We start from the raw sequence: 19152 nt of genomic DNA, 5'->3' as shown, positions 1-19152 counted from the left end.
AGTTCAGCACAATCCGTGATAACCGTCCGTGACACGAAAACGGGGAAGCTGGTCACCGTACGTGGCGCTGGCTCGCTAAAGGGTATCGATCTGCCGATAAACAAAGGCGTCGACCTGACCAAACCGATTGCGCCCCAGGTTCTCAAAGAAGAACGGAAATAGGCTAACGGACCTTGGCGGGAGTTCTGCTCGATACCCACGCTCTCTATTGGCTGGTGAAAGGGGCAGACCTCTCAAACGAGGCCCTTGTCGCCATTGGTCAGGGCCAAGCTGCCGGAAACCTCTATGTTTCTCCCATCACCGCCTGGGAATTACCGCTGGCGGTGCGCAAACCCAACAATGCTCCGCAGCTCGGCGATGCGACGGTGTCAAAATGGTTCCGCGCCGCAATTCGGGAAACTACCGCGAAGGTTGCTCCGATAACCCACCGAATTGCGCTGGAAGCTGCGGAAGTTGTTGCTGTGACCGGCCACAAAGATCCCGGTGATTGCTATCTCATAGCAACGGCAAGAATTAAGAAAATCCCGCTTGTTACACGGGATAAGGCGATAGCCGAGTTGTGTGTCCCAGGATACCTCGAAATCATAGCCTGCTAGATGGAGATTTCGAGCCGCCCTTTCAGGAGCCGCTCACCAGCTGCGAATATCCAGCGTCCGGTCGCGATGGCTGGGGTGCGTGCTGAACACGAAGATACGGTCCAGGTCCTTCTGGCTGAGAAGGCTTAGGAAACGCACATCGATCGTGTTGTTCATGTTGGCGCGCATCAGCAGACAGCCGATCTTGGAGATGCGGGCGTCCGGAATATCGAGATAGAACTGTTCCGGCAGCTTATACTGCGTCAGCAGGCCAAGAACGGCGCCGCTGCGGGAGATGCGCAGCACGTCGCATCGGCGTTGCGCCATGTTCAGCACGCCCTTTTCGGTATACTCGATGCGCGCCGCATTCATTGTGTCTTCCATCTTGAACCGGCTCTCCCGGTCGTACATGAAAGACTCTTCTCTATTTAGAAAATGATTTCCGCTACTTGCTGCCGCACCCACGACCTGTCTCCCTTTCCGTTGGGAGGACGCATCCACGTCGAGCCGCAACGGGTTATTTCCGCGCGGGGTCATTCCCTGATGTATTCGGCTTCATCGCCTTACGCAGAAAAAAGACTAGCCGATGAAGTTTAACAGAGCGTTTGAAAGACCTTAGCAATTAGCGGCGATAACTCTGGCCGGCTGTATCGAAGAGATGCAATTTCTTCGGATCGGCCGAGAAACGCATGGTCTCTCCCTTCTTCACGTCGAGAATGCCGGGGATCTTCGCGATAATCGGCTCCTCGCTCGTGAGACCTTCCACATAGAGCAAAGTCACCTCGCCCAACGCCTCGACGATCGAGACCTGGCCTGCGAAGAGGTAATCCTCGCCCGTTGCGATCGTCAGGTCCTCCGGGCGCACGCCGAAACTGGCGACGCTCCCCTTTTCCGAGGCGGCCGACGGCACCGGCACACGCACCGACTTGCCGCCCTTGAGCTCCACGACCGTCGCCTCACCCGTCTCGGTCACCGTCGCCGGAATGATGTTCATGGCCGGAGAGCCTATGAAGCGGGCGACGAAAAGGTTGTCCGGTCGCTCGTAAAGTTCCAGCGGCGCGCCGACCTGTTCGATGCGGCCGGCGGAAAGCACGACGATCCGGTCGGCCAGCGTCATCGCCTCCACCTGATCGTGCGTGACGTAGATCATCGTCGTATCCGGCATGGATTCGTTAAGCTTGGCGATCTCGATACGGGTGGCGACGCGCAGCGCCGCATCGAGATTGGAAAGCGGCTCATCGAAGAGAAAGACCTTCGGATCGCGGCAGATCGCCCGGCCGATCGCCACACGCTGCCGCTGACCGCCGGAAAGCGCCTTGGGCAAGCGCTCGAGATAAGGCGTGAGCTGCAGGATTTCCGCCGCCGCGCGGACCCGCCGTTCGATCTCGTCCCGGCTCTCACGCGCGATCCGCATGCCGAAGGCCATGTTGTCGTAGACCGTCATATGCGGATAGAGCGCATAGGACTGGAAGACCATGGCGATGCCACGCTTGGAAGGAGGCACGTCGTTGACGACCTGTTCGGCGATCCGCATCTCGCCGCCAGTGATGCTTTCCAGGCCGGCGATCATCCGGAGCAGCGTCGATTTTCCGCAGCCGGAAGGGCCGACGAAGACGACGAACTCTCCCTGTCGTATCTCCAGATCTATCCCGTGGATCACCTCCACCGAACCATATGCCTTCCGGATATCCTTCAGAACGACGCCGGCCATGTTGCCCCCTCTTCTTCTCTATGCGTGGCGGGCGAAGAACGCCCCCCAGGCGGGCAGTTCCACCCGATTGCCTTCCCAGCCGTTTTCGAAACCGTGGCCGGTCAGCACCTCCCAGTCGCCGATCGGCAGTTCTGTCGCGATCGGCACCGCGCTTACATTGAACATGCACAGCAGCACCTCATTGCCGTGCTGCCGCTTATAGGCAAGCAGCGAGCCATCCTGAGGCAGGAAGAGAATATCACCCTTGGCGAAAGCCGGATGCAGTTTGCGGAACGCCAGAAAGCGGCGATACTGCTCCAGCACCGAGGCCGGATCGCCGTATTGCGAGCTGACCGCCCGCATCTGGTGCTCTACCGGGATAGGCAGCCAGGGGCGTTCGGCCGTCGAAAAGCCCGCCTGCAGCGCCTGGGCATCCCACACCATCGGCGTGCGGCATCCGTCGCGCCCCTTGAACTCCGGCCAGAACTGAATGCCGTAGGGATCCTGAAGGTCCGCGTAGGCGATATCGGCTTCGGTCAGCCCCAGTTCCTCTCCCTGATAGATGCAGACGGAGCCGCGCTGGGTGAGCAGGATCGCCGAGAGCATCCTGGCATAGGCGTCGCGATCGAGAACCTCGCCCCCCCAGCGGCTCACATGGCGCACCACGTCGTGGTTGGAGAAGGCCCAGCAGGCCCAGCCATCGGGGGCGGCCGCGGAAAAGGCGTTCTGGACATTCCTCACGCGCTCCGGCGTGAGCGGATCGGGCGCCAGGAATTCGAAGGCATAGCACATCTGCATCTTGTCGTTGCCGGAGGTGTACTCGCCGACGATCTCGAGCCCGCGCTGGCTGTCGCCCACCTCACCGACGGCAGCGATCGCCGGAAACTCCTCCAGGACAGCGCGGAAACGCTTGAGGAATTCCAGGTTCTCCGGCCGGTTCTTGTCGTAGATATGCTCCTGGAAATTATAGGGATTGACGGCGGGGGCCGTGGCCGCATTCCGGCGCGAAGGCTCGAGCGAAGGGTTGTCCCGCAATTCCTTATCGTGGAAGTAGAAGTTGATCGTATCCAGCCGGAAGCCATCGACGCCGCGCCGCAGCCAGAAGCGCGTCATGTCGAGCAGCGCATCCTGCACTTCGGGATTATGGAGGTTGAGATCCGGCTGCGACATCAGGAAGTTGTGCATGTAATATTGCATGCGCGTCGGGTCCCAATGCCAGGCGGACCCGCCGAAGATCGACAGCCAGTTGTTGGGCGGAGTGCCGTCCGGCTTGGCATCCGACCAGACATACCAATCGGCCTTGGGATTGAAGCGGCTCGACCGGCTTTCGAGGAACCATGGATGCTGATCGGAACTATGGGATATCACCAGATCGATCATCACCTTGAGGCCGAGCCGGTGCGCCTCGGCGATCAGGCCGTCGAAATCCGACAGCGTTCCGAACATCGGATCGACGCCGCAGTAATCGGCAACGTCGTAGCCGAAATCCTTCATCGGCGAGGGAAAGAACGGCGAAATCCAGATCGCGTCGGCACCGAGCGCCGCCACATGCGAGAGGCGCGCGGTAATGCCCTTGAGGTCACCGATGCCGTCACCGTTGGAATCCTGAAAGGAGCGGGGATAAATCTGATAGATGACGGCGCCGCGCCACCAATCCTTGTCGGGGGCCGCATTGTTCTCGGCGAAAATAGCCATTCCAAATCCTGTTTCTTGTCAGTTTTATCGCTGTTTCAGCCGCCTTTTACCGAGCCGGCCAGCAGGCCTCTGACGAGATACCGCTGGAGGAGGAAGAAGACGAGCAGAGGAACGACGATGGTGATAAAGGCGGATGCGGTCAGAATTTCCCATTTCCCCCCCTGGGAGCCCAGAAGCGCGTTCAAGGCTCCCGTCAGGACGAGCTGGTCCCGTCCGGTTCCGAGGAAAACCATGGCCACCAGAAGATCGTTCCATGTCCACAGGAACTGGAAGATCGCGAAAGAGGCAAGAGCGGGGAAGGAGAGCGGCAGGACTATCTTCAGGAAAATCTCGAAATCGCTTGCGCCGTCGACCCGGGCGGATTCGATGATCTCCTTCGGCAGGCCGGCGATATAGTTGCGCAGAAGATAGATCGCGAGCGGCATTCCGAAGGCCGAATGGGCAAGCCAGATGCCGGCATAGCTTCGCGAAGGCACGCCGAGCAGGCCGCCGATTTCGTTGTACATCCTCAGAAGCGGAATGAGCGACATCTGTAGCGGCACGACGATCAAGCCCACCACCATGGCGATGAGCAGCGCCCGGCCGGGAAACTCCATCCACGAGAGGGCGTAAGCCGCAAAGGCGGCGATCAGGATCGGGATGATGGTGGAGGGAATGGCGACCGTCAGCGAATTGACGAAGGCCTGGCCGATCCCTTGCGAGGTGAGGACAGTATTGTAGTTTTCCGTTGTGAAGGACGGCGGCGTGGCGACCTGGAGATAGACGCGGCGTCCCCTCTCCCCGTCGAAAGGGCCGGCCTTTGCATAGGTGTAGCTGCCGTCCTCGTTGATCGTCAACGTTTCGCCGTCGCCGAGATCGGCCGGCTGCCCAGCGGGATAGGCGGCCGGCTCCTGTACGCGCGTGCCGAAGGCCCGGACCGTACCGCCCTGCCCTTCCTCGAAGACCGAGCCGGAAATCACGTAATTGGCACCCTCCTGCCGTGCGGTCGAAGGGTCTGCGAGCCTTGCGGCGCTCGTCTGGGCGGCGCTGGTGAAGGCCGTCCACCAGCCGGACGAGGTGATCTGCGCCGGCTCCCGGAAGGATGTCATCAGGATGCCCAGGGTCGGGATCAGCCAGACGATGCAGATGAGAAGCACCGCGAAATGGACGACGAGGCGCGGAAGGCCGATGCGGCGCAAGCTTGCTGCGGCATTCATCTCAATGGTCTCCCGTTTCCCGGTTCGCCTGCCGGATGTTCCAGATCATGATCGGGGTCACGGCCGCCATGATGACGAGCGCGATCACGGCGCTTCGGCCGCTGTCGCCGCCGCCGCGGAACATCCAGTCGAACATGAGATTGGCGAGCACCATGGTGTTCCACTGGCCATTGGTCATGGTCAGTACGATATCGAAGACCTTCAGCACCAGGATGGTGATCGTCGTCCAGACGACCGCGATCGTGCCCCAGATCTGCGGTACCATGATCTTCCAGAAGATCTGCCAGCCGTTGGCGCCGTCGATCACCGCCGCCTCGATCGTCTCTTCCGGAATACCGCGCAGCGCGGCTGACAGGATCACCATCGCAAAGCCGGTCTGTATCCAGATCAGGATGACCATCAGGAAGAAGTTGTTCCAGAAGGGCAGCGATATCCAGACCTGCGGATCGCCGCCGAAGAACTGCACGATGGCGTTCAGGAGGCCGATCTGCGTCTCGTTGCCGCCGCGATATTCGTAGACGAACTTCCAGATCACCGAGGCGCCCACGAAGGAGATCGCCATCGGCATGAAGACGAGGCTCTTGGCGATATTGCCCCACCATATGCGATCGGTGAGAACCGCAATCACCAGGCCGAAGAAGGTGCAGGCAGCCGGCACCACGGCAAGCCAGAGGATATTGTTGAAGATCGACTGGCGGAACTGCGCATCCGAAACCGCCCAGCGGTAATTGGCCAACCCGACGAAGTTGACGCCGGAGCGATCGTAGAAGGAGAGCACAAAGGTCGCGAGCACCGGATAGACGAGGTAGACGACGAGAAGAATGAGTGCCGGCCCCATGAACAGCCAAGGCCGCACGACCGCGCGGCGATTGAGGTTTACCGAGGCGGCGCGGACATTGCCTTCGGGCACCGGAAAGATGACCTGCAGCAGCTTGTCCGAAAGCCAGTAATACAAGGCGCAGGCGAAAACGCCGACGATCACCGCCCCGAAGGCCGACACGATCTGCGATGCCATAAGTGCCCCTCTCGCTTAAGCCTGTTTCATACTGCCCCTCATCCGCCTTCCGGCACCTTCTCCCCACAAGCGGGGAGAAGGTATATGCCGCACCCTCCCGGTCCCCCTCGCCCCGTTTACGGGGAGAGGATCGCCGAGCGAAGCGGAGGCGGGGTGAGGGGCTGATTCATCGAGCGCCTGTCCGGACCTATTTCAGACCTTCCCAGGCCTTCTGGATATCACCGGCAGCCGTCTGAGCATCCTTGCCGCCGACATAATCGACCATGCCGGTCCAGAAGGCGCCCGCGCCGATCTTGCCCGGCATCAGGTCGGAGCCGTCAAAGCGGAAGGTCGTCGCCGTGATCAGAAGCTCGCCTTCCTTGCGCAACGTGTCGTTGCCATAGGCCTCGGGCTTTACACCCTTATACGGCGTCAGGAAACCGGACTGGGCCATCCAGACCTCGTGGGCGATCGGGGTCTTAAGGAACTCGATAAAGGCCTTGGCGGTCGGCGAATCCCTGGTGATCGCCACCAGCGTTCCGGCGCCGAGGACCGGTTTGCCGAGCTCCGGTTTCGAGGCACAGGTTGGCATGTAGAAGAAGTCGGCATCCGTACCGAGTTCCTTACCTTCCGGGAAGAACGACGGAATGAAGGATGCCTGGTGATGCAGGTAGCACTTCGGCGGAATATCAAAGAGACCCTTGGGACTGTCGCGGAAATCGGTCGAGGCTACGGCCGCGAGCCCGCCGCTGACATATTTCTCGTTCTTGGCGAATTTGCCGAATTCCTCGATCGCTCCGACAACCGCCGGATCATCGAACTTGATTTCATTGCTGACCCATTTGTCATAGGTCTCCGGGCTCTGGGTGCGGAGCATCATGTCCTCCACCCAGTCCGTCGCGGGCCACCCCGTTGCGCCGCCGGAGCCGAGGCCGATGCACCAAGGCACGCCGCCATCCTCCACGATCTGGTCGCTGAGCTTGATCAGGTCTTCCATGGTGGTCGGGACTTCATAGCCGGCTTCCTCGAAGTTCTCCGGCACGTACCAGACCAGCGACTTGACGTCCGCCTTGTATGGAAAGGCATAGAACGCTTCCTGACCGTCCTTGCCCTTGTAGGTGCCATACCCGATCCAGCTCTCGCCGGCCCCGTAATTCTCCTTCACCCAGGTGGCGGTCTCCTCGCCGAGCGGCGTCAGGAATCCCTTGGCCGACAGATCGGCGAGCAGGCCCGGTTGCGGCAGGATGGCGATGTTCGGCGGCGAACCGGCCTGCGTGTCGATGACGATCTGCTGTTCGTAGTTTTCCGAGGAGGAGTAGCGGGCATCGATGCCGGTCGCTGCGATGAAATAATTGAGGACGCTTGTAAAAAGCGCCTCATCCTCCCCGCGCCAAGGACCGAAAACCGTCAGCGGCTGTCCCTTGAGGTCCGAATGAGCGGCCTTGAAATCCTCATAGCTCTTCCAGTTGAAGCGGGAATCCTCGCCCGGCGGGAATTTCAATTCCTGCGCGCCTGCCGAGCCCGCGACAAGGGCTGCAAGAGCGGCGCCCATCAAAAGCGATAGCTTCATCACATTCTCCTCCCGTTTCGTTCCATTATGCATGGTCGAACTTCAGCCTGCCCGGAAACCCGAAGCATGGGAAGAGATTTAACGCGCCTCCGGGGGAGTCAATACCCCTCAAGACAAGGGGGATTTGGCGCGGCGCGCGGAAGGGTCAGAATTTTGGGATCGGGCGGCCCGCCGCACGATGGGCGGCAATCAGCGTATTCGCCATCAGCATGGCGATCGTCATAGGGCCGACACCGCCGGGAACGGGCGTGATCGCGCCGGCGATTTCCGCGCATTCCGCAAAGGCCACGTCTCCGACCAGTTTGTTCTTGCCCTCGCCCTTTTCAGGTGCGGGGACGCGGTTGATACCCACGTCGATGATGGTCGCGCCCGGCTTCACCCAATCGGCCTTCACCATGCCCGGACGACCGACGGCGGCGACCAGGATATCGGCATTGCGGCAGATGGCGGGCAAATCGCGGCTCTTCGAATGTGCCATGGTGACGGTGGCATTGGCGGAAAGCAGCAGAAGGCCCATCGGCTTGCCGAACAGGTTGGAGCGGCCGATCACCACCGCATTGAGGCCGGAAAGATCAGGCCCGTGTATCTTGTTGACGAGGATCATCGCGCCGGCCGGCGTGCAGGAGATGAGACCGCTTGCGAGATCGCCCGTCGCCAGCTTGCCGGCATTGACCACGTTCAGGCCGTCGACGTCCTTCTCCGGCGAGATCGACCCGATGACCGGCTCAGAATTCAGGTGCTTCGGCAATGGAAGCTGCACGAGGATGCCATGCACGGCAGGATCGGCATTCAGCTCGCGCACGAGCTTTTCCAGCTCTTCCTGCGTGGTCTCTTCCGGCAGGCTGTGCTGGATCGAGTTGAAACCACACTGCTTTGCCATCCGGCTCTTGGAATTGACGTAGGCGTGGCTTGCCGGATCATCGCCGACGATGACCACCGCAAGGCCCGGCTTGGTGCCAGTCAGGTTCTCGAGCGACGCTGCCGCCTCGCTTACCGCGGTGATTACGGATGCCGCCGCTTCTTTTCCATCGATCACGAATGCCACGTGCGTGTCTCCCGTTTTTCGCCGTCAATCTACAGAGCAGCCCAATCTACAAAGTGGCAAACTGCAGAATTTGCCCGTCAGCGCCCTATGCTGTCCTCGAGCGGAAAATGCAAGGATCTTGGTGTCGCAATCAGCGGCCGGAAGCGGCCCGCCGGGCGGTATAGGACTGTACCCGTTCGCGAAGCTCCGCCATATCGCGGCGCAATTCGAGCACCTCCTCCTGGCGGCCGGCGGCCCTGACCCTCTGTTCAGCGATTGCGGCGGCGACCAGCGGCGGCAGGTCCGCCTCGCGCTCGGGAATGCGGTTCGCCATCAGGATCGCGCGGATCCGATCGCCGAAGGGAGTATCGTTGGCAGCCACGTCATGCGACGGAGCAGGAGCTGCTTCCTCTTCCATTACGTCAGACGAAGCGATTTCCACGTCCAGCGGCGGCTCTTCCCTCGTCTCGCCGGCGTTCTCCACGGCAAGCAAGTCCTCGTTTTCCAAGAGAGCATCGATGTCGATTTCCTCGGGACGCCGGCGGGTGAAATAGGTGAGCGTGCTTCCGAGAGCAAAACCGGCAGCCCCGCCAATGCCGGCAAGCACCAGGGAAGAGGGACCGAGAGGCCGGGCATTCCCGGCATTCGCGGCCGATATGACCTGAGCCGCTGCCGGCGCGGGGGTGGAGGTCGCCTTGGAGCGCCGCATGGCTTCAAGATAACGGGAACGCGCTTCCTCCGCCTCGCCTTCCAAGGCCGCGAGCTTGGTTCCGGTTTCGACCATCTGCTTGTCGGGTGATGTCTTCCGCTGCCTGGCTTTAAGTTCCGCGAGCCGCTTTGCCGTCGCCGCTTCCTGATCCTTCAGGGAGGCTTTCAGCCGGTCCAGCGCCTTGCCGATATCCGAGCGCACGCTGTCGACAGCGGCCTGAGCGGCGAGCAGGCGCGGGTGACGCGGACCGAGCTCGGCCGAGAGCTGATCGACTGTAAGCTTCGCCTCGACGAGCCTTTGCCGCTGATAGTCGAGCGCGGTGAATTCGAGGCTGTTCGGCAGCGGATTGTCGAGGACATCGGCCAGCGTCATTTCCGATGCCTGGCCGAGTTTCCGCCTGAGGCCGGTCAGTTCCGCCTCGGTGCCGGAGACCTGCGCGGCCAGCGCCCTCTCCTCGCCATCCGCCCGGCGCAGTTGTGCGAGCCTCGTGCCATCGACGCCGGCAAGAAAACCGGAGAGATCAGCCTGGGCCTTCTCGAACGCCTGCCGGAGATTTTCCAGCGCCGGATCAGCGCGCCGAAGGCCGGTCGCCGCCGTTTCGTCGCGCAGCATGCCGCCCAGCGCATTGGCTATGCGGGCCGCCTCATCCGCCCGGTCCGCCGTGACCGAAATCGAGACCTCGCCGGTAGCGGGATCGTAGCGCACCGCGATCGCCTCCGCGAGCCGGCGGCGAATTCCGGCTTCAGCCTTGCCGACCGTCGTTTCCTGGCCCGAGACGATGTCGAGAACGAGCCTGAACACGCTCGTGCGATCAACCGCGAACTCGCTGTCGCGGCCGAGATCCAGCTCCCGGATGAGATGATCGAGATGGGCCTTCGAGCGCAGGTTCGCCGCCGCTTCGGCAATCGATTTGTCGTCCGCATCCGCGGCTTCGACCTTCAGCCGCGTCTCGGCCGCGAAGTCCCTCGGCCAAAAATCGTTGAAGAGGAGCGGCAGGACAGCCCCGATTGCCGTGAGCGCAGCAATCTTCAGGAAGGCACTTCGCAGACCCAACCACCGGCCCGATGAGCGCGTGACATCATGCGGGATCGGCAGCAGCCGTTCCCGGTCAGGAGTTTGCGTATGCTTCTCGGGGTCGTACATGGATCATGACCGCGCTAACCGACGGCGCAGGCCCGCGCCGCCATGATTAAGGCAGCCTAAATTTTCATGGCAAAGAAAAGGTTAATTCCTCAAGCCGCTGCGCTTGTTTCGAGGGGCGCGGTGGCCGCAGAGACCCTGAATGCCGGCCTCTCTGCCACGAAGCCGGCAAGCTTGGTGCCGGTCATCATGATGAGGCCGGTGTGCAGGGAGGAAAGCTGGGTTTCGATGCGCTGCTCCTCAGCCGGGTTGCTCGCCTGCACGAGGATCACATCGAAGACATCATTTCGATATTCGGCGATTTCCGAAGCGGCGATCGCCACGATTTCATGCCAGGGCGCATGGATGGAAAGCTCTTCGCGCAGCCGCCCGATGCCACTGGCCTCGTCTCCGACAAGCGCTACGCGGCGGCCCTCGGCGAGAAAGGTCAGAAACGCCGGTACGAACTGGTCCGCCCGGAAATGCGTAGGAGCGGAGCCTTTTCGGGTCAGGCACTCCCATGCCCTCAACGGCGCACCCGCCGCCGGCAGCAAGATCCGGTGCGAAAGGGAGTTACGATAGGCGGGGTCAACCAGTTGCCGCAGGGCGGCGCCCTCATCGAAAAACGAAACCGCCAGCCTTTGCCGGGAAGTCGCGAGGTGTCCCTCGAAGAAGGCGAGCGCGCCGTTCCAGTCCATCTCCAGCACGGGAAAACCGAAGATATGGCGCAGGGGCGCGAAAGACTGAACGAACATCGACCGCATCTACCACTCGGCACGAAGAAAGCTTGACCTGCTTTCTATCCGCATAGCGGTGAAGCCGCGTTTAAGCCTTTCGCTAAAATGCGAGCGGCCCGCCCGATTTTGCGCCACTTCGAGGCCGCAGTTCAATGTCCCGAGGCAGTTCCGGGATCGTCGACTTTCGCTCCCTCGATGATCTTTACGGGAGCCATGGGATTTCGCCCGCCGCGAGAGGCATTGTTCCGGATGTCCTCTTTCGACAGATAGTCGAGCTGTTCGACCAGAACCTCGGCCACCATTGTATCGCCGAGCTTCCGGTTCATGTCTTCCTTGATGCGGCTGCGGAAGGTCTCCAGGTCGAAGGCGCCGGGGTTTCCGAGATCGACCATCTTGTTGCCGACGAGCAGGGTGAAGAGCTGGTCGGTCATAAGCTCCGTCATCGGCAGCTGGACGGACCTGATCTTCTCCTTGTCCATCATGAAGGAGACGCGCCCAAGGAAGTAGCCGGTGATGGCGCCGTTATCGATCAGCGGAACGGTGATCGATTCGCCGCGCACCAGCTCCAGCATGTTCCTCCTGGCCGCCTCTTCATCGACCGGCGCGGGAGCGGCGGCCATCTGCACGGAAAAATACACCGCCCCCAGAGTGACGACGCAGACCCACAGACCGGTGAGAAGGAGCTTCAGCATCAGTTCTCGCTATAAAGGAATTGTTCCTGGGTGTAGGTGCCGTCGCCCTCCGCCTCGCGGGCGGCGTCCTTCAGGAGATCGGCCACCGAACGCACCGCATGCAGATGCGCCTCGACACGGCGGGCGTTCAGCGCCAGCTTGCTCTTGAGGTGGTGCATCTGGTCGATATGAGCGGCCGCGAACTCCTCGGGATCGGTGCTGCGGAACAGCATGGTAAGTTCGTAAAGGCAACGGCTCTTGTGCGCGTTGGAAACCTTGAGGTCGAACTCGGGATCGCTGCCGATCCTTTGATTCTCATTGTCGATGATCATTTCGAGCCGTCCGAGCACGGACTTGATGCGATAATCGTTCGAAACGGCTTCCATATGTTCTGTCCCGGTATGGTTCATATCAGGCCTCGCCCTTCTCTGTGGCTGAAACGCCAAGTACCTTTCGCTCGAAATCGGTGATCATGCTCATGGCACGGGTGCGGTCATGCTCATCCGTAGTGGCGTTCACCATGCCACCGCGCTCGGCGCGCGCCAGCGCCTGGGAATACATCTGCTCGGCAATGCCGATGCCGCCTCGCTTCGACATTTCCTCGGCGACCTGTTCGGCCATCATGCTCTTCCAGAATTCGCCGGCCGAACCCTTGCCATAAACCTCCGCGCTGTCTTCCGGCAGCATGGAGTTCACGAAGGTCTGCAGGATGCTGGCCTCGAACTTGCGATATTCTTCCGGCATTTCGGCGGTCTTCTTGGAGAGCGCGGCATTGCCGAGCCCCGCCTTCGTCGCCGGTGTGTCGAGAATATCGACGGCCGCGCCGAAGCCGGCGCCGGCTTCCGCCAGACTGGTTGCGGCAAAGGCCGCCTTGTTTGCCCTCAGCTTTGCCTGAGCCGCCTGGACTTCCGTCGGGTCCGCGGCACGGACGACATCCAGGACCAGATCGCTCGGAGGTGATATAGCCACTTCAGCTCCCTTCATCACGACTGCGAAACACCCGCCGCCACGGGTCCACACAGGATTGTCGATTTCCAACAGCGCGTTCCGAGAAAGAAACTACCCTTCGGGGAATCGCGTCAGATGACGGGACTATGACGTGCGAAGCTTGCTGGAGGCTGGCGCGGCCAAGGTCATTTCGAGGAGCTCGTATATGGCGTTGTCCTCTGCCTCGCGATCCTCGAGCACGCGTGCGGCCTTCATGTGGTCTTCCAGGCGGTCGGCCTTGGTGCGTTCTTTCAGCATCCTCGCCTCCTGGGCCTGCTGGATTCCCGCCAATTGCCGCTCCTTTACCGTCAGGCGGCCGAAGCGCTCCGCATATTCATGGGAAAACTGCCGATGGATCGGGTGCATGGAGCCGATCGCCTCGATCACCACATCCATCGATTCGGCTACTTCGACGCGGTGTCGGCTGGTCGCGGCAAGATCGTTCTCCGCCATCTTCTCGAGATGACGTTGCACCGCCACGAGGCGTTTCAGTTTCTCCGACCTGCGTCCCTGATCCGCCGCCATTCCGCTCTCCTTCAGAACGACAGGAAGATCGGGGCGAATCCGCCGGCGAACTGCCGGATCATCACCGCGATGGAGAGGTAGAGAAGAAAGATGCCGCCCACCAGCAGGAAGGGCGTGGAGATGAAGAAGACCGGGATCTGTGGCGCGAGCTTGTTGATGAGGCCGATCGCCACGTTGAACATCAGGCCGTAGATGAGAAAGGGGCTCGCCAATTGCAGCATCAGATAGGTGGAGGCCCTCAGCGTATCGGTCAGGGTGATCAGCATCCGCTGCGGATCGGCGATGGCGCCAACCGGGGTCGCTGCATAGGATTCGACCAGCGCGCGAAAGACCACATGGTGGAAATCCAGCATGAACAGCAGCAATAGCCCGCTGAAGGTCAGAAGCGTGGTGAGCTGGTTCTCGGAGGTATCTTCCAGCACGTCATGCCCGCCCGGCGCGGTGAACCCGATAGACATGGCGACGATCGTGCCGGCGAATTGCAGCCCCAGCGCATAGAGACGGGCGATCAGTCCGTAGACGGCGCCGATCAGCGTTTCGCTGGCGATCAGGCCGAGATAGGTGGCGGTCGGCTCGGAAGCCCGCGGATAGATGGTGTCCCATAGCACCGGCAGCACGGCCATGGAGATCGCGACGGCGAGGAAAAGACGGATATTGGTGGAGATACGCGCACTGCCGAACCCCGGCAGGACCATCACGCACGCTCCCATGCGGCAGAATGCCAGGAAAAGTGCAAGAATGGTCCCCTGGGGGTCGGTTATCACGAGATGGCGCCCAATATCTTGATTTCGAGCCCCTTGGCGAGTTCCACATGGGAGAGAACGGGCAGCGTGGCGAAGAGTCGCTCGATGATCATGCGCACATAGGAGCGTGTTTCCGGCGAGGTTACAAGAACGAAAGGCAGGCCGCGGTCCATGAATTCACGGATAACTTTCGTCGCCTGCTCGCTGAACTCCTCGAGGCTGCGGGGATCGATATCGAACTCCACCACCTCGCCCTTGGCATCGCGCTTGAGCGCCTGGTGGAACAGCATGTCCCACTTGGTGCCGAGGCGGAGCACGCGCAGCACACCGTTGTCAGCGAGATCGCCGCAGAGCTGCTGAGACATGCGCACGCGCACGTGCTCGACGATCTGCTCGGTCTTGCGCACATGCGGGGCGAGTTCGGCCACCGCTTCCAGGATGAGGTGAAGGTTGCGGATCGAGACGCGTTCCGCAAGCAGCAGCTTGAGCACGGCCTGCAGCCCGGAATAGGACATATGCGAGGAGCAGATCTCGTCGGCGAGCTTCTTGTATTCCGGATCGAGGCGATCGATGAGAACCTTCACGTCCTTGTAGGAGAGAAGCTGCGGAAGATTGTTGCGGATCACCTCCGAAACGTGGGTCAGCACCACGGAAACATTGTCGATCGGCTGGAAGCCTTCACGCTTCAGATCTTCGGCGAATGTCTCGAGGATCGAAACCGCCGGCATTCCGAAAGCGGGCTCGCGGATTTCGTCGCCAGGAATGCTCGGCTTGCGGCCCGCCCCGGTCACCACGAGCACTTCGCCGACGCGCAGCGCATTCGAGGCCACGGTCGTGCCGTGGATGCGGATCTGGTAGGACTTCTCCTGAATGGAGATGTCGTCGGAAACCTTGATCTCCGGCACTACGAAACCGTATTGGGCGGCGAACTTCTTGCGCATCTTGCCGACGCGGAAGGCGAGCTCCTGATGCGCGCCTAATAGGCGCGTGGAGACCTGCTTGCCGAGCGCCAGTTCGATCTCCGCCGTCTTGAGAACGGATTTGACCGAATCCTTTTCCGCTTCCTTGCTCTCGACGACCTTCTTTTCCTCGTCCTCGCGGCGGGCCTTGTTCTCGGCCTCGATGCGGCGCGGCACCAGCCAGGCGCCGAAGCCCATCACACCGCCGAGCGCCATGAACGGCAGCATGGGCAGACCCGGAACGACCGCCAGCAGGCCCATGAGCGCCGCTGCCATGGAAAGCGCACGCGGATAGCCGCTGAGCTGGTCGACGACCGCCTTGTCGGTCGAACCCGCGGTTCCTCCCCGGGTGACCAGAAGGCCGGCGGCGAGCGAAACGATGAGTGCGGGAACCTGCGAGACGATACCGTCACCAACCGACAGCTTGACGAAGACGTCGGCGGCTTCGCCGATCGGCATGCCATGGCGGAAATAGCCGATGATGATGCCGCCGAAGATGTTGATGGCGGTGATGAGGAGGCCGGCGATCGCATCGCCGCGCACGAATTTCGAGGCACCATCCATGGCGCCGAAGAAGGAGCTTTCCTCCTCGAGCTCGCGCCGGCGGCGCTGTGCCTCCTTCTCGTCGATGATGCCGGCGGAAAGGTCGGCGTCGATCGACATCTGCTTGCCTGGGATGGCATCGAGGGTGAAGCGGGCGCCGACTTCCGCGATACGCGTCGCGCCCTTGGTGATGACGATGAAGTTGACCGTGACGAGGATCAAAAAGACGATCACGCCGATCACGAAATCGCCGGACATCACGAGGCTCGAAAAGCCCGCGATCACGCCGCCCGCCGCATCGTGTCCCTCGTTGCCGTGGGAGAGGATCACGCGGGTCGTCGCGATGTTGAGCGACAGGCGCACCATCGTCGCGATCAGGAGGATGGTCGGAAAGGAGGAGAAATCCAGCGGGCGCTGTATCCACAGCGCCACCATCAGGATCAGCACCGAAAAGGCGATCGAGAAGGCCAGACCGACATCGATCAGAAATGTCGGGATCGGCAGGAAGAGGATGCAAAGGATCGCGATAATGCCGAGCGCGAAGCCTATGTCCCGGCCGCTCGGAGCGACCTTCGGAATGGAGAGTGCAGGTGGTTGCGCCATAGCGGTCCCGTCTCTTCATGAGAAGGTGGCAGACATGCTGCCGGTTCGTCTGCTTGACTAGCGGACGAAGCTTGCGCGAGGGTGGCAGGAGGAGGACGGAAGGAAAAAGCCGGCTAGAAGCCGGATTCGATGCGCGAAAAGACCAGATTGGCGAAGAGGTTGATCTGGGCGCCGATGAAGGGCGCCGAGATGCCGATGGTGATCATGATCGCCACGATCTTCGGCACGAAGGTCAGCGTCATTTCCTGGACCTGCGTGAGCGCCTGGAGAACCGCGATCACCACGCCGACAACCATGGCCACCAGAACTGCGGGGCCGGAGGCGATCAGGATGGTCCAGATCGCCGCTTGCATGATATCCAAGGCGTCGGCTTCGTTCATTGCCGTATTCCCGAGCCCGACTCATTCGGGCGTTACGTTTCGGCCTCTGTATCGCTATCCGAACCGCCGGTCGATCCCTCTTCTTTCGGAGGATCGACCTCGATCGGCTGGTTGGAGAAGACGACGCCCGCCTGCAGCAGGACCTTCTCCTTCTTGTCGGTGATGACGATGACGCCATCACTATAGACCTCGACTTCCTTGACCACGCCCATGATCTTGTCGTCGGCGCTCTTGACGTATTTGCCGACGAGATCGCTCGCGCGCGTGAGCGCTTCCGCCTGGAGCATGCTCTTCAGGTGCGAGTTGGTCTGGATCGTCTGCTCGACCTGAGAGAACGTCGCGAGCTGGGAAATCTGCTCCGTGGCGTCCATCGGCTCGGTCGGGTCCTGGTTCTTCATCTGCGCGATGAGGAGCTGCAGGAAGCTGTTATAGTTCAGGCTGGCGGCATTGGACGCCGAATTGGAGGCGCCCGCATTGGCCCAGGGATTCGAGGCTACCGCGCCGACCGTATCTACCGCCATGGCGCGATCTCCTTGCGGATCTGTTCGACCGTTGCCGGCGCCATCTCCTGGCTGTTGAGGATGCGATCCTCCGCCGCATAGAGCCCGCGGATCGCCTTCAGGGCATCGAAAGCCCGGCCGGACATGACGAGACCATCGACACGCTTCAATTCCGCCAGGATCTCCTCGTCGCGGAAGCAGGTCAGCAGCATGGCGACCGACTTGCGGAAAAGCGTCGTGGACTGTTCCTTGCCTTCCGGATTGATCAGGATCATCTGCGCGATGAAATAGAGCTGCCGCAGCGGGGTGGTCGCATCCTCCGGCTGGAGAACATGGTTTTCGAGCAGGAACGTGACGTCGTTCAGGAATTCCAGCGCAACCTTCCGATCGACGCGAAGTACGGCGCCGTTGATGAAGATCTTTTCGCCGGATTTCAGTGAGATGCGCAGCGTACTTTTCATTTCAATCCATCCTTGATGATGGTGGTCACGTCGATAATGCCTTGATAGTTCTCGGACTGGCGCGTCCTGATCTTCTCGCACTCTTTCAATATCCAGATCGCGATGGAGATCAGATTGGCCCGGAGCTCCACGTCGAGCTCGTTTTCCGGCTGCTTCAGGTCTTCGATGAACCTGATCCATACACGGCGCGTATAGAAGACCGCCTCGATGGTGTGCCGCGAATATTTCCCCTCGTCGCGCGCCGCCGTCAGAAGCTCGATCGAGCGCTCGAGGGTCTGCCGCTCACGCTCCTTGGCGTCCGCGACGCCATCCTCCATGATCTCGGCATATGAAAACTGGTACATTCACGTATCCTTCATTTTCATGAGGCTACCTTTTGACATCAAAGGTAGTTTACCAGGCTCAGACTCTGGAGCCTCCCTGTCAGCGTGTAAGAGGTCTCGAGAAGAAGCTTGAGCGCGTTGACGCGGACCGAAGCCTCCTCCACGTCTATGCCTTCCAGTTCGAGCAGATGGTTCTTGATGATCGTCTGCTGCGCCTTGAGCGACTCATCGGCCTTCTTGACCCGTTCGGCGGAGAGACCCAGCGAGCTGCGCTCGGCGGTGATGCCGGTTTCGCCGCGCCCGATCGCGTCTCGGGATTTTTGAACGACGGCTTCCTGCACGTTCGCGAAATCCCCGCCGAGGAACTCGATCGCTACGATCGAGCCGAACACGAAGCTGCGCATGCCATCGGTATTCGCATTGGTGGAGGTCTGCACGATCTCCCCCTGGCTGATGCGGCTCTTCATGTTCACGTCGCTGGCGTTCGACACGAAGGCCGTCCAGAAGTCGGTGCTTTCCAGCGGTGCTGGATGGGGAGGGCTGGTGATCGGCTCCTCTCCCATGAACTTCTTTTCCAGGTCGCCCAAGAAGGTTTCCATCTGGTCCTTCGTGAAGCCCGCATCGGTCGCAATGCCATTGGCCGCCTTGAACGCCTGGAGTTCGCGATCGACGGCCGCCTGGATCGGAGAATTCGCGGCGGAGTAATCCTCCAGCGGCTTCACATCGGTGTTCACGCCGGAGAATAGATATTCGCCCTTGACCGCCGAATTCGCAAAGCCCGTGAAGGCCGTGAGATTGGCCTCGATGGTCTGCTTGACGGCGTTCACCGTCTGGCTGCTATCGGTCAGCGCCAGAAGCCCAGCCAGCACGCTCTGGGCGGACTGCGCCATCTTGTCGAGCGCCTCGTCGGAGGATTCCAGGCGCTGCGTAGCGATGGCGTTGGTATCGATCAGGGATTGGATGCGAATGACGTCGCGGTTCAAATCCAGGCTGCGGGCGGTTGCCGAGCCGAGCGCGACGCCGATATCGTTGTGGACGCCGGTGGCCGCCTCGTTGGTGGCGGCGGTCAACTGCTGCTGCGCCTTGGCCATCGTGTGGCGCAGCGTCGTCTGCATGGACATTGAAGAGATGAAAGAGGTTTTCATGAT

Annotated in this window: 21 protein-coding genes; 1 reads left to right on the top strand and 20 read right to left on the bottom strand. The window is 61.1% G+C overall.

Annotated features, from left to right (window positions below; genetic code table 11):
• Positions 1-173 precede the first annotated feature (173 nt).
• Entirely contained in the window at positions 174-596 is a 423-nt protein-coding gene (locus YH62_RS11325; protein ID WP_046794264.1) for a type II toxin-antitoxin system VapC family toxin, read from the top strand.
• A gap of 33 nt (positions 597-629) precedes the next feature.
• On the opposite strand, the gene YH62_RS11320 is transcribed toward YH62_RS11325, so the two are convergent.
• The 20 genes from YH62_RS11320 to YH62_RS11225 all read right to left on the bottom strand — a co-directional run bounded on the left by YH62_RS11320 (position 630) and on the right by YH62_RS11225 (position 19149).
• Complete coding sequence (locus tag YH62_RS11320) at positions 630-986, bottom strand: hypothetical protein (protein WP_046794263.1); 357 nt, start codon at positions 984-986, stop codon at positions 630-632.
• 211 nt (positions 987-1197) lie between these two features.
• Positions 1198-2286, bottom strand: coding sequence for a sn-glycerol-3-phosphate ABC transporter ATP-binding protein UgpC (gene ugpC / locus YH62_RS11315; RefSeq protein ID WP_046794262.1), 1089 nt, complete (start codon positions 2284-2286; stop codon positions 1198-1200).
• 18 nt (positions 2287-2304) lie between these two features.
• Positions 2305-3960 carry an alpha-glucosidase family protein gene (locus YH62_RS11310; protein ID WP_046794261.1) on the bottom strand — a complete coding sequence of 552 codons (1656 nt, stop codon included), beginning with the start codon at positions 3958-3960 and terminating at the stop codon, positions 2305-2307.
• 35 nt (positions 3961-3995) lie between these two features.
• Positions 3996-5156, bottom strand: a complete 1161-nt coding sequence (locus tag YH62_RS11305) for a carbohydrate ABC transporter permease (protein ID WP_046794260.1) — start codon at positions 5154-5156, stop codon at positions 3996-3998.
• Between the two features lies 1 nt (position 5157).
• Positions 5158-6171 (bottom strand): sugar ABC transporter permease, encoded by a 1014-nt coding sequence (locus YH62_RS11300; RefSeq protein ID WP_046794259.1) that lies wholly within the window; start codon positions 6169-6171, stop codon positions 5158-5160.
• 187 nt (positions 6172-6358) lie between these two features.
• Positions 6359-7720, bottom strand: a complete 1362-nt coding sequence (locus YH62_RS11295; RefSeq protein ID WP_046794258.1) for an ABC transporter substrate-binding protein — start codon at positions 7718-7720, stop codon at positions 6359-6361.
• A gap of 145 nt (positions 7721-7865) precedes the next feature.
• Entirely contained in the window at positions 7866-8765 is a 900-nt protein-coding gene (folD, locus tag YH62_RS11290; protein ID WP_046794257.1) for a bifunctional methylenetetrahydrofolate dehydrogenase/methenyltetrahydrofolate cyclohydrolase FolD, read from the bottom strand.
• Between the two features lie 130 nt (positions 8766-8895).
• On the bottom strand, positions 8896-10596 hold the full coding sequence (locus tag YH62_RS11285) for a hypothetical protein (RefSeq protein WP_046794256.1): 1701 nt from the start codon (positions 10594-10596) through the stop codon (positions 8896-8898).
• Between the two features lie 89 nt (positions 10597-10685).
• A complete protein-coding gene (locus YH62_RS11280; RefSeq protein WP_197082519.1) occupies positions 10686-11327 on the bottom strand; it encodes a hypothetical protein in 642 nt (213 codons plus the stop codon).
• 131 nt (positions 11328-11458) lie between these two features.
• Positions 11459-12001, bottom strand: coding sequence for a hypothetical protein (locus tag YH62_RS11275; protein WP_046794254.1), 543 nt, complete (start codon positions 11999-12001; stop codon positions 11459-11461).
• On the bottom strand, positions 12001-12366 hold the full coding sequence (locus YH62_RS11270) for a hypothetical protein (protein ID WP_046794363.1): 366 nt from the start codon (positions 12364-12366) through the stop codon (positions 12001-12003). The genes YH62_RS11275 and YH62_RS11270 overlap by 1 nt, the downstream gene beginning before the upstream one ends.
• A 25-nt stretch (positions 12367-12391) precedes the next feature.
• Positions 12392-12949: a rod-binding protein gene (locus tag YH62_RS11265; protein ID WP_046794362.1), complete on the bottom strand. Its 558-nt coding sequence runs from the start codon at positions 12947-12949 to the stop codon at positions 12392-12394.
• A 123-nt stretch (positions 12950-13072) separates the two neighbouring features.
• Entirely contained in the window at positions 13073-13492 is a 420-nt protein-coding gene (locus tag YH62_RS11260) for a hypothetical protein (protein WP_046794253.1), read from the bottom strand.
• A gap of 11 nt (positions 13493-13503) precedes the next feature.
• Positions 13504-14256, bottom strand: coding sequence for a flagellar biosynthetic protein FliR (gene fliR / locus YH62_RS11255; RefSeq protein WP_046794252.1), 753 nt, complete (start codon positions 14254-14256; stop codon positions 13504-13506).
• Positions 14253-16340: a flagellar biosynthesis protein FlhA gene (flhA, locus tag YH62_RS11250; protein WP_046794251.1), complete on the bottom strand. Its 2088-nt coding sequence runs from the start codon at positions 16338-16340 to the stop codon at positions 14253-14255. Before flhA ends, fliR begins: the two co-directional genes overlap by 4 nt.
• A 113-nt stretch (positions 16341-16453) precedes the next feature.
• Positions 16454-16720 (bottom strand): flagellar biosynthesis protein FliQ, encoded by a 267-nt coding sequence (fliQ, locus tag YH62_RS11245; RefSeq protein ID WP_046794250.1) that lies wholly within the window; start codon positions 16718-16720, stop codon positions 16454-16456.
• A gap of 32 nt (positions 16721-16752) precedes the next feature.
• On the bottom strand, positions 16753-17241 hold the full coding sequence (gene flgD / locus YH62_RS11240; RefSeq protein WP_046794249.1) for a flagellar hook assembly protein FlgD: 489 nt from the start codon (positions 17239-17241) through the stop codon (positions 16753-16755).
• Positions 17232-17681: a flagellar biosynthesis repressor FlbT gene (flbT, locus tag YH62_RS11235; RefSeq protein WP_046794248.1), complete on the bottom strand. Its 450-nt coding sequence runs from the start codon at positions 17679-17681 to the stop codon at positions 17232-17234. Before flbT ends, flgD begins: the two co-directional genes overlap by 10 nt.
• A complete protein-coding gene (gene flaF / locus YH62_RS11230) occupies positions 17678-18025 on the bottom strand; it encodes a flagellar biosynthesis regulator FlaF (protein ID WP_046794247.1) in 348 nt (115 codons plus the stop codon). The genes flbT and flaF overlap by 4 nt, the downstream gene beginning before the upstream one ends.
• Before the next feature lie 38 nt (positions 18026-18063).
• Positions 18064-19149, bottom strand: a complete 1086-nt coding sequence (locus YH62_RS11225; RefSeq protein ID WP_046794246.1) for a flagellar hook-associated family protein — start codon at positions 19147-19149, stop codon at positions 18064-18066.
• Positions 19150-19152: the final 3 nt, after the last annotated feature.

This window comes from Rhizobium sp. LC145, from assembly GCF_001005825.1.
Taxonomy (GTDB): Bacteria; Pseudomonadota; Alphaproteobacteria; order Rhizobiales; family Rhizobiaceae; genus Neorhizobium.
This window is presented reverse-complemented; position numbering and strand designations above follow the sequence as displayed.

What these genes read in the sequence shown, in the direction of transcription:
- YH62_RS11320 (WP_046794263.1), bottom strand. Translation starts at nt 986, where the DNA reads ATGTACGACCGGGAGAGCCGGTTCAAGATGGAAGACACAATGAATGCG.
- ugpC (WP_046794262.1), bottom strand. Translation starts at nt 2,286, where the DNA reads ATGGCCGGCGTCGTTCTGAAGGATATCCGGAAGGCATATGGTTCGGTG.
- YH62_RS11310 (WP_046794261.1), bottom strand. Translation starts at nt 3,960, where the DNA reads ATGGCTATTTTCGCCGAGAACAATGCGGCCCCCGACAAGGATTGGTGG.
- YH62_RS11305 (WP_046794260.1), bottom strand. Translation starts at nt 5,156, where the DNA reads ATGAATGCCGCAGCAAGCTTGCGCCGCATCGGCCTTCCGCGCCTCGTC.
- YH62_RS11300 (WP_046794259.1), bottom strand. Translation starts at nt 6,171, where the DNA reads ATGGCATCGCAGATCGTGTCGGCCTTCGGGGCGGTGATCGTCGGCGTT.
- YH62_RS11295 (WP_046794258.1), bottom strand. Translation starts at nt 7,720, where the DNA reads ATGAAGCTATCGCTTTTGATGGGCGCCGCTCTTGCAGCCCTTGTCGCG.
- YH62_RS11285 (WP_046794256.1), bottom strand. Translation starts at nt 10,596, where the DNA reads ATGTACGACCCCGAGAAGCATACGCAAACTCCTGACCGGGAACGGCTG.
- YH62_RS11280 (WP_197082519.1), bottom strand. Translation starts at nt 11,327, where the DNA reads ATGTTCGTTCAGTCTTTCGCGCCCCTGCGCCATATCTTCGGTTTTCCC.
- YH62_RS11275 (WP_046794254.1), bottom strand. Translation starts at nt 12,001, where the DNA reads ATGCTGAAGCTCCTTCTCACCGGTCTGTGGGTCTGCGTCGTCACTCTG.
- YH62_RS11270 (WP_046794363.1), bottom strand. Translation starts at nt 12,366, where the DNA reads ATGGAAGCCGTTTCGAACGATTATCGCATCAAGTCCGTGCTCGGACGG.
- YH62_RS11260 (WP_046794253.1), bottom strand. Translation starts at nt 13,492, where the DNA reads ATGGCGGCGGATCAGGGACGCAGGTCGGAGAAACTGAAACGCCTCGTG.
- flhA (WP_046794251.1), bottom strand. Translation starts at nt 16,340, where the DNA reads ATGGCGCAACCACCTGCACTCTCCATTCCGAAGGTCGCTCCGAGCGGC.
- fliQ (WP_046794250.1), bottom strand. Translation starts at nt 16,720, where the DNA reads ATGAACGAAGCCGACGCCTTGGATATCATGCAAGCGGCGATCTGGACC.
- flgD (WP_046794249.1), bottom strand. Translation starts at nt 17,241, where the DNA reads ATGGCGGTAGATACGGTCGGCGCGGTAGCCTCGAATCCCTGGGCCAAT.
- flbT (WP_046794248.1), bottom strand. Translation starts at nt 17,681, where the DNA reads ATGAAAAGTACGCTGCGCATCTCACTGAAATCCGGCGAAAAGATCTTC.
- flaF (WP_046794247.1), bottom strand. Translation starts at nt 18,025, where the DNA reads ATGTACCAGTTTTCATATGCCGAGATCATGGAGGATGGCGTCGCGGAC.
- YH62_RS11225 (WP_046794246.1), bottom strand. Translation starts at nt 19,149, where the DNA reads ATGAAAACCTCTTTCATCTCTTCAATGTCCATGCAGACGACGCTGCGC.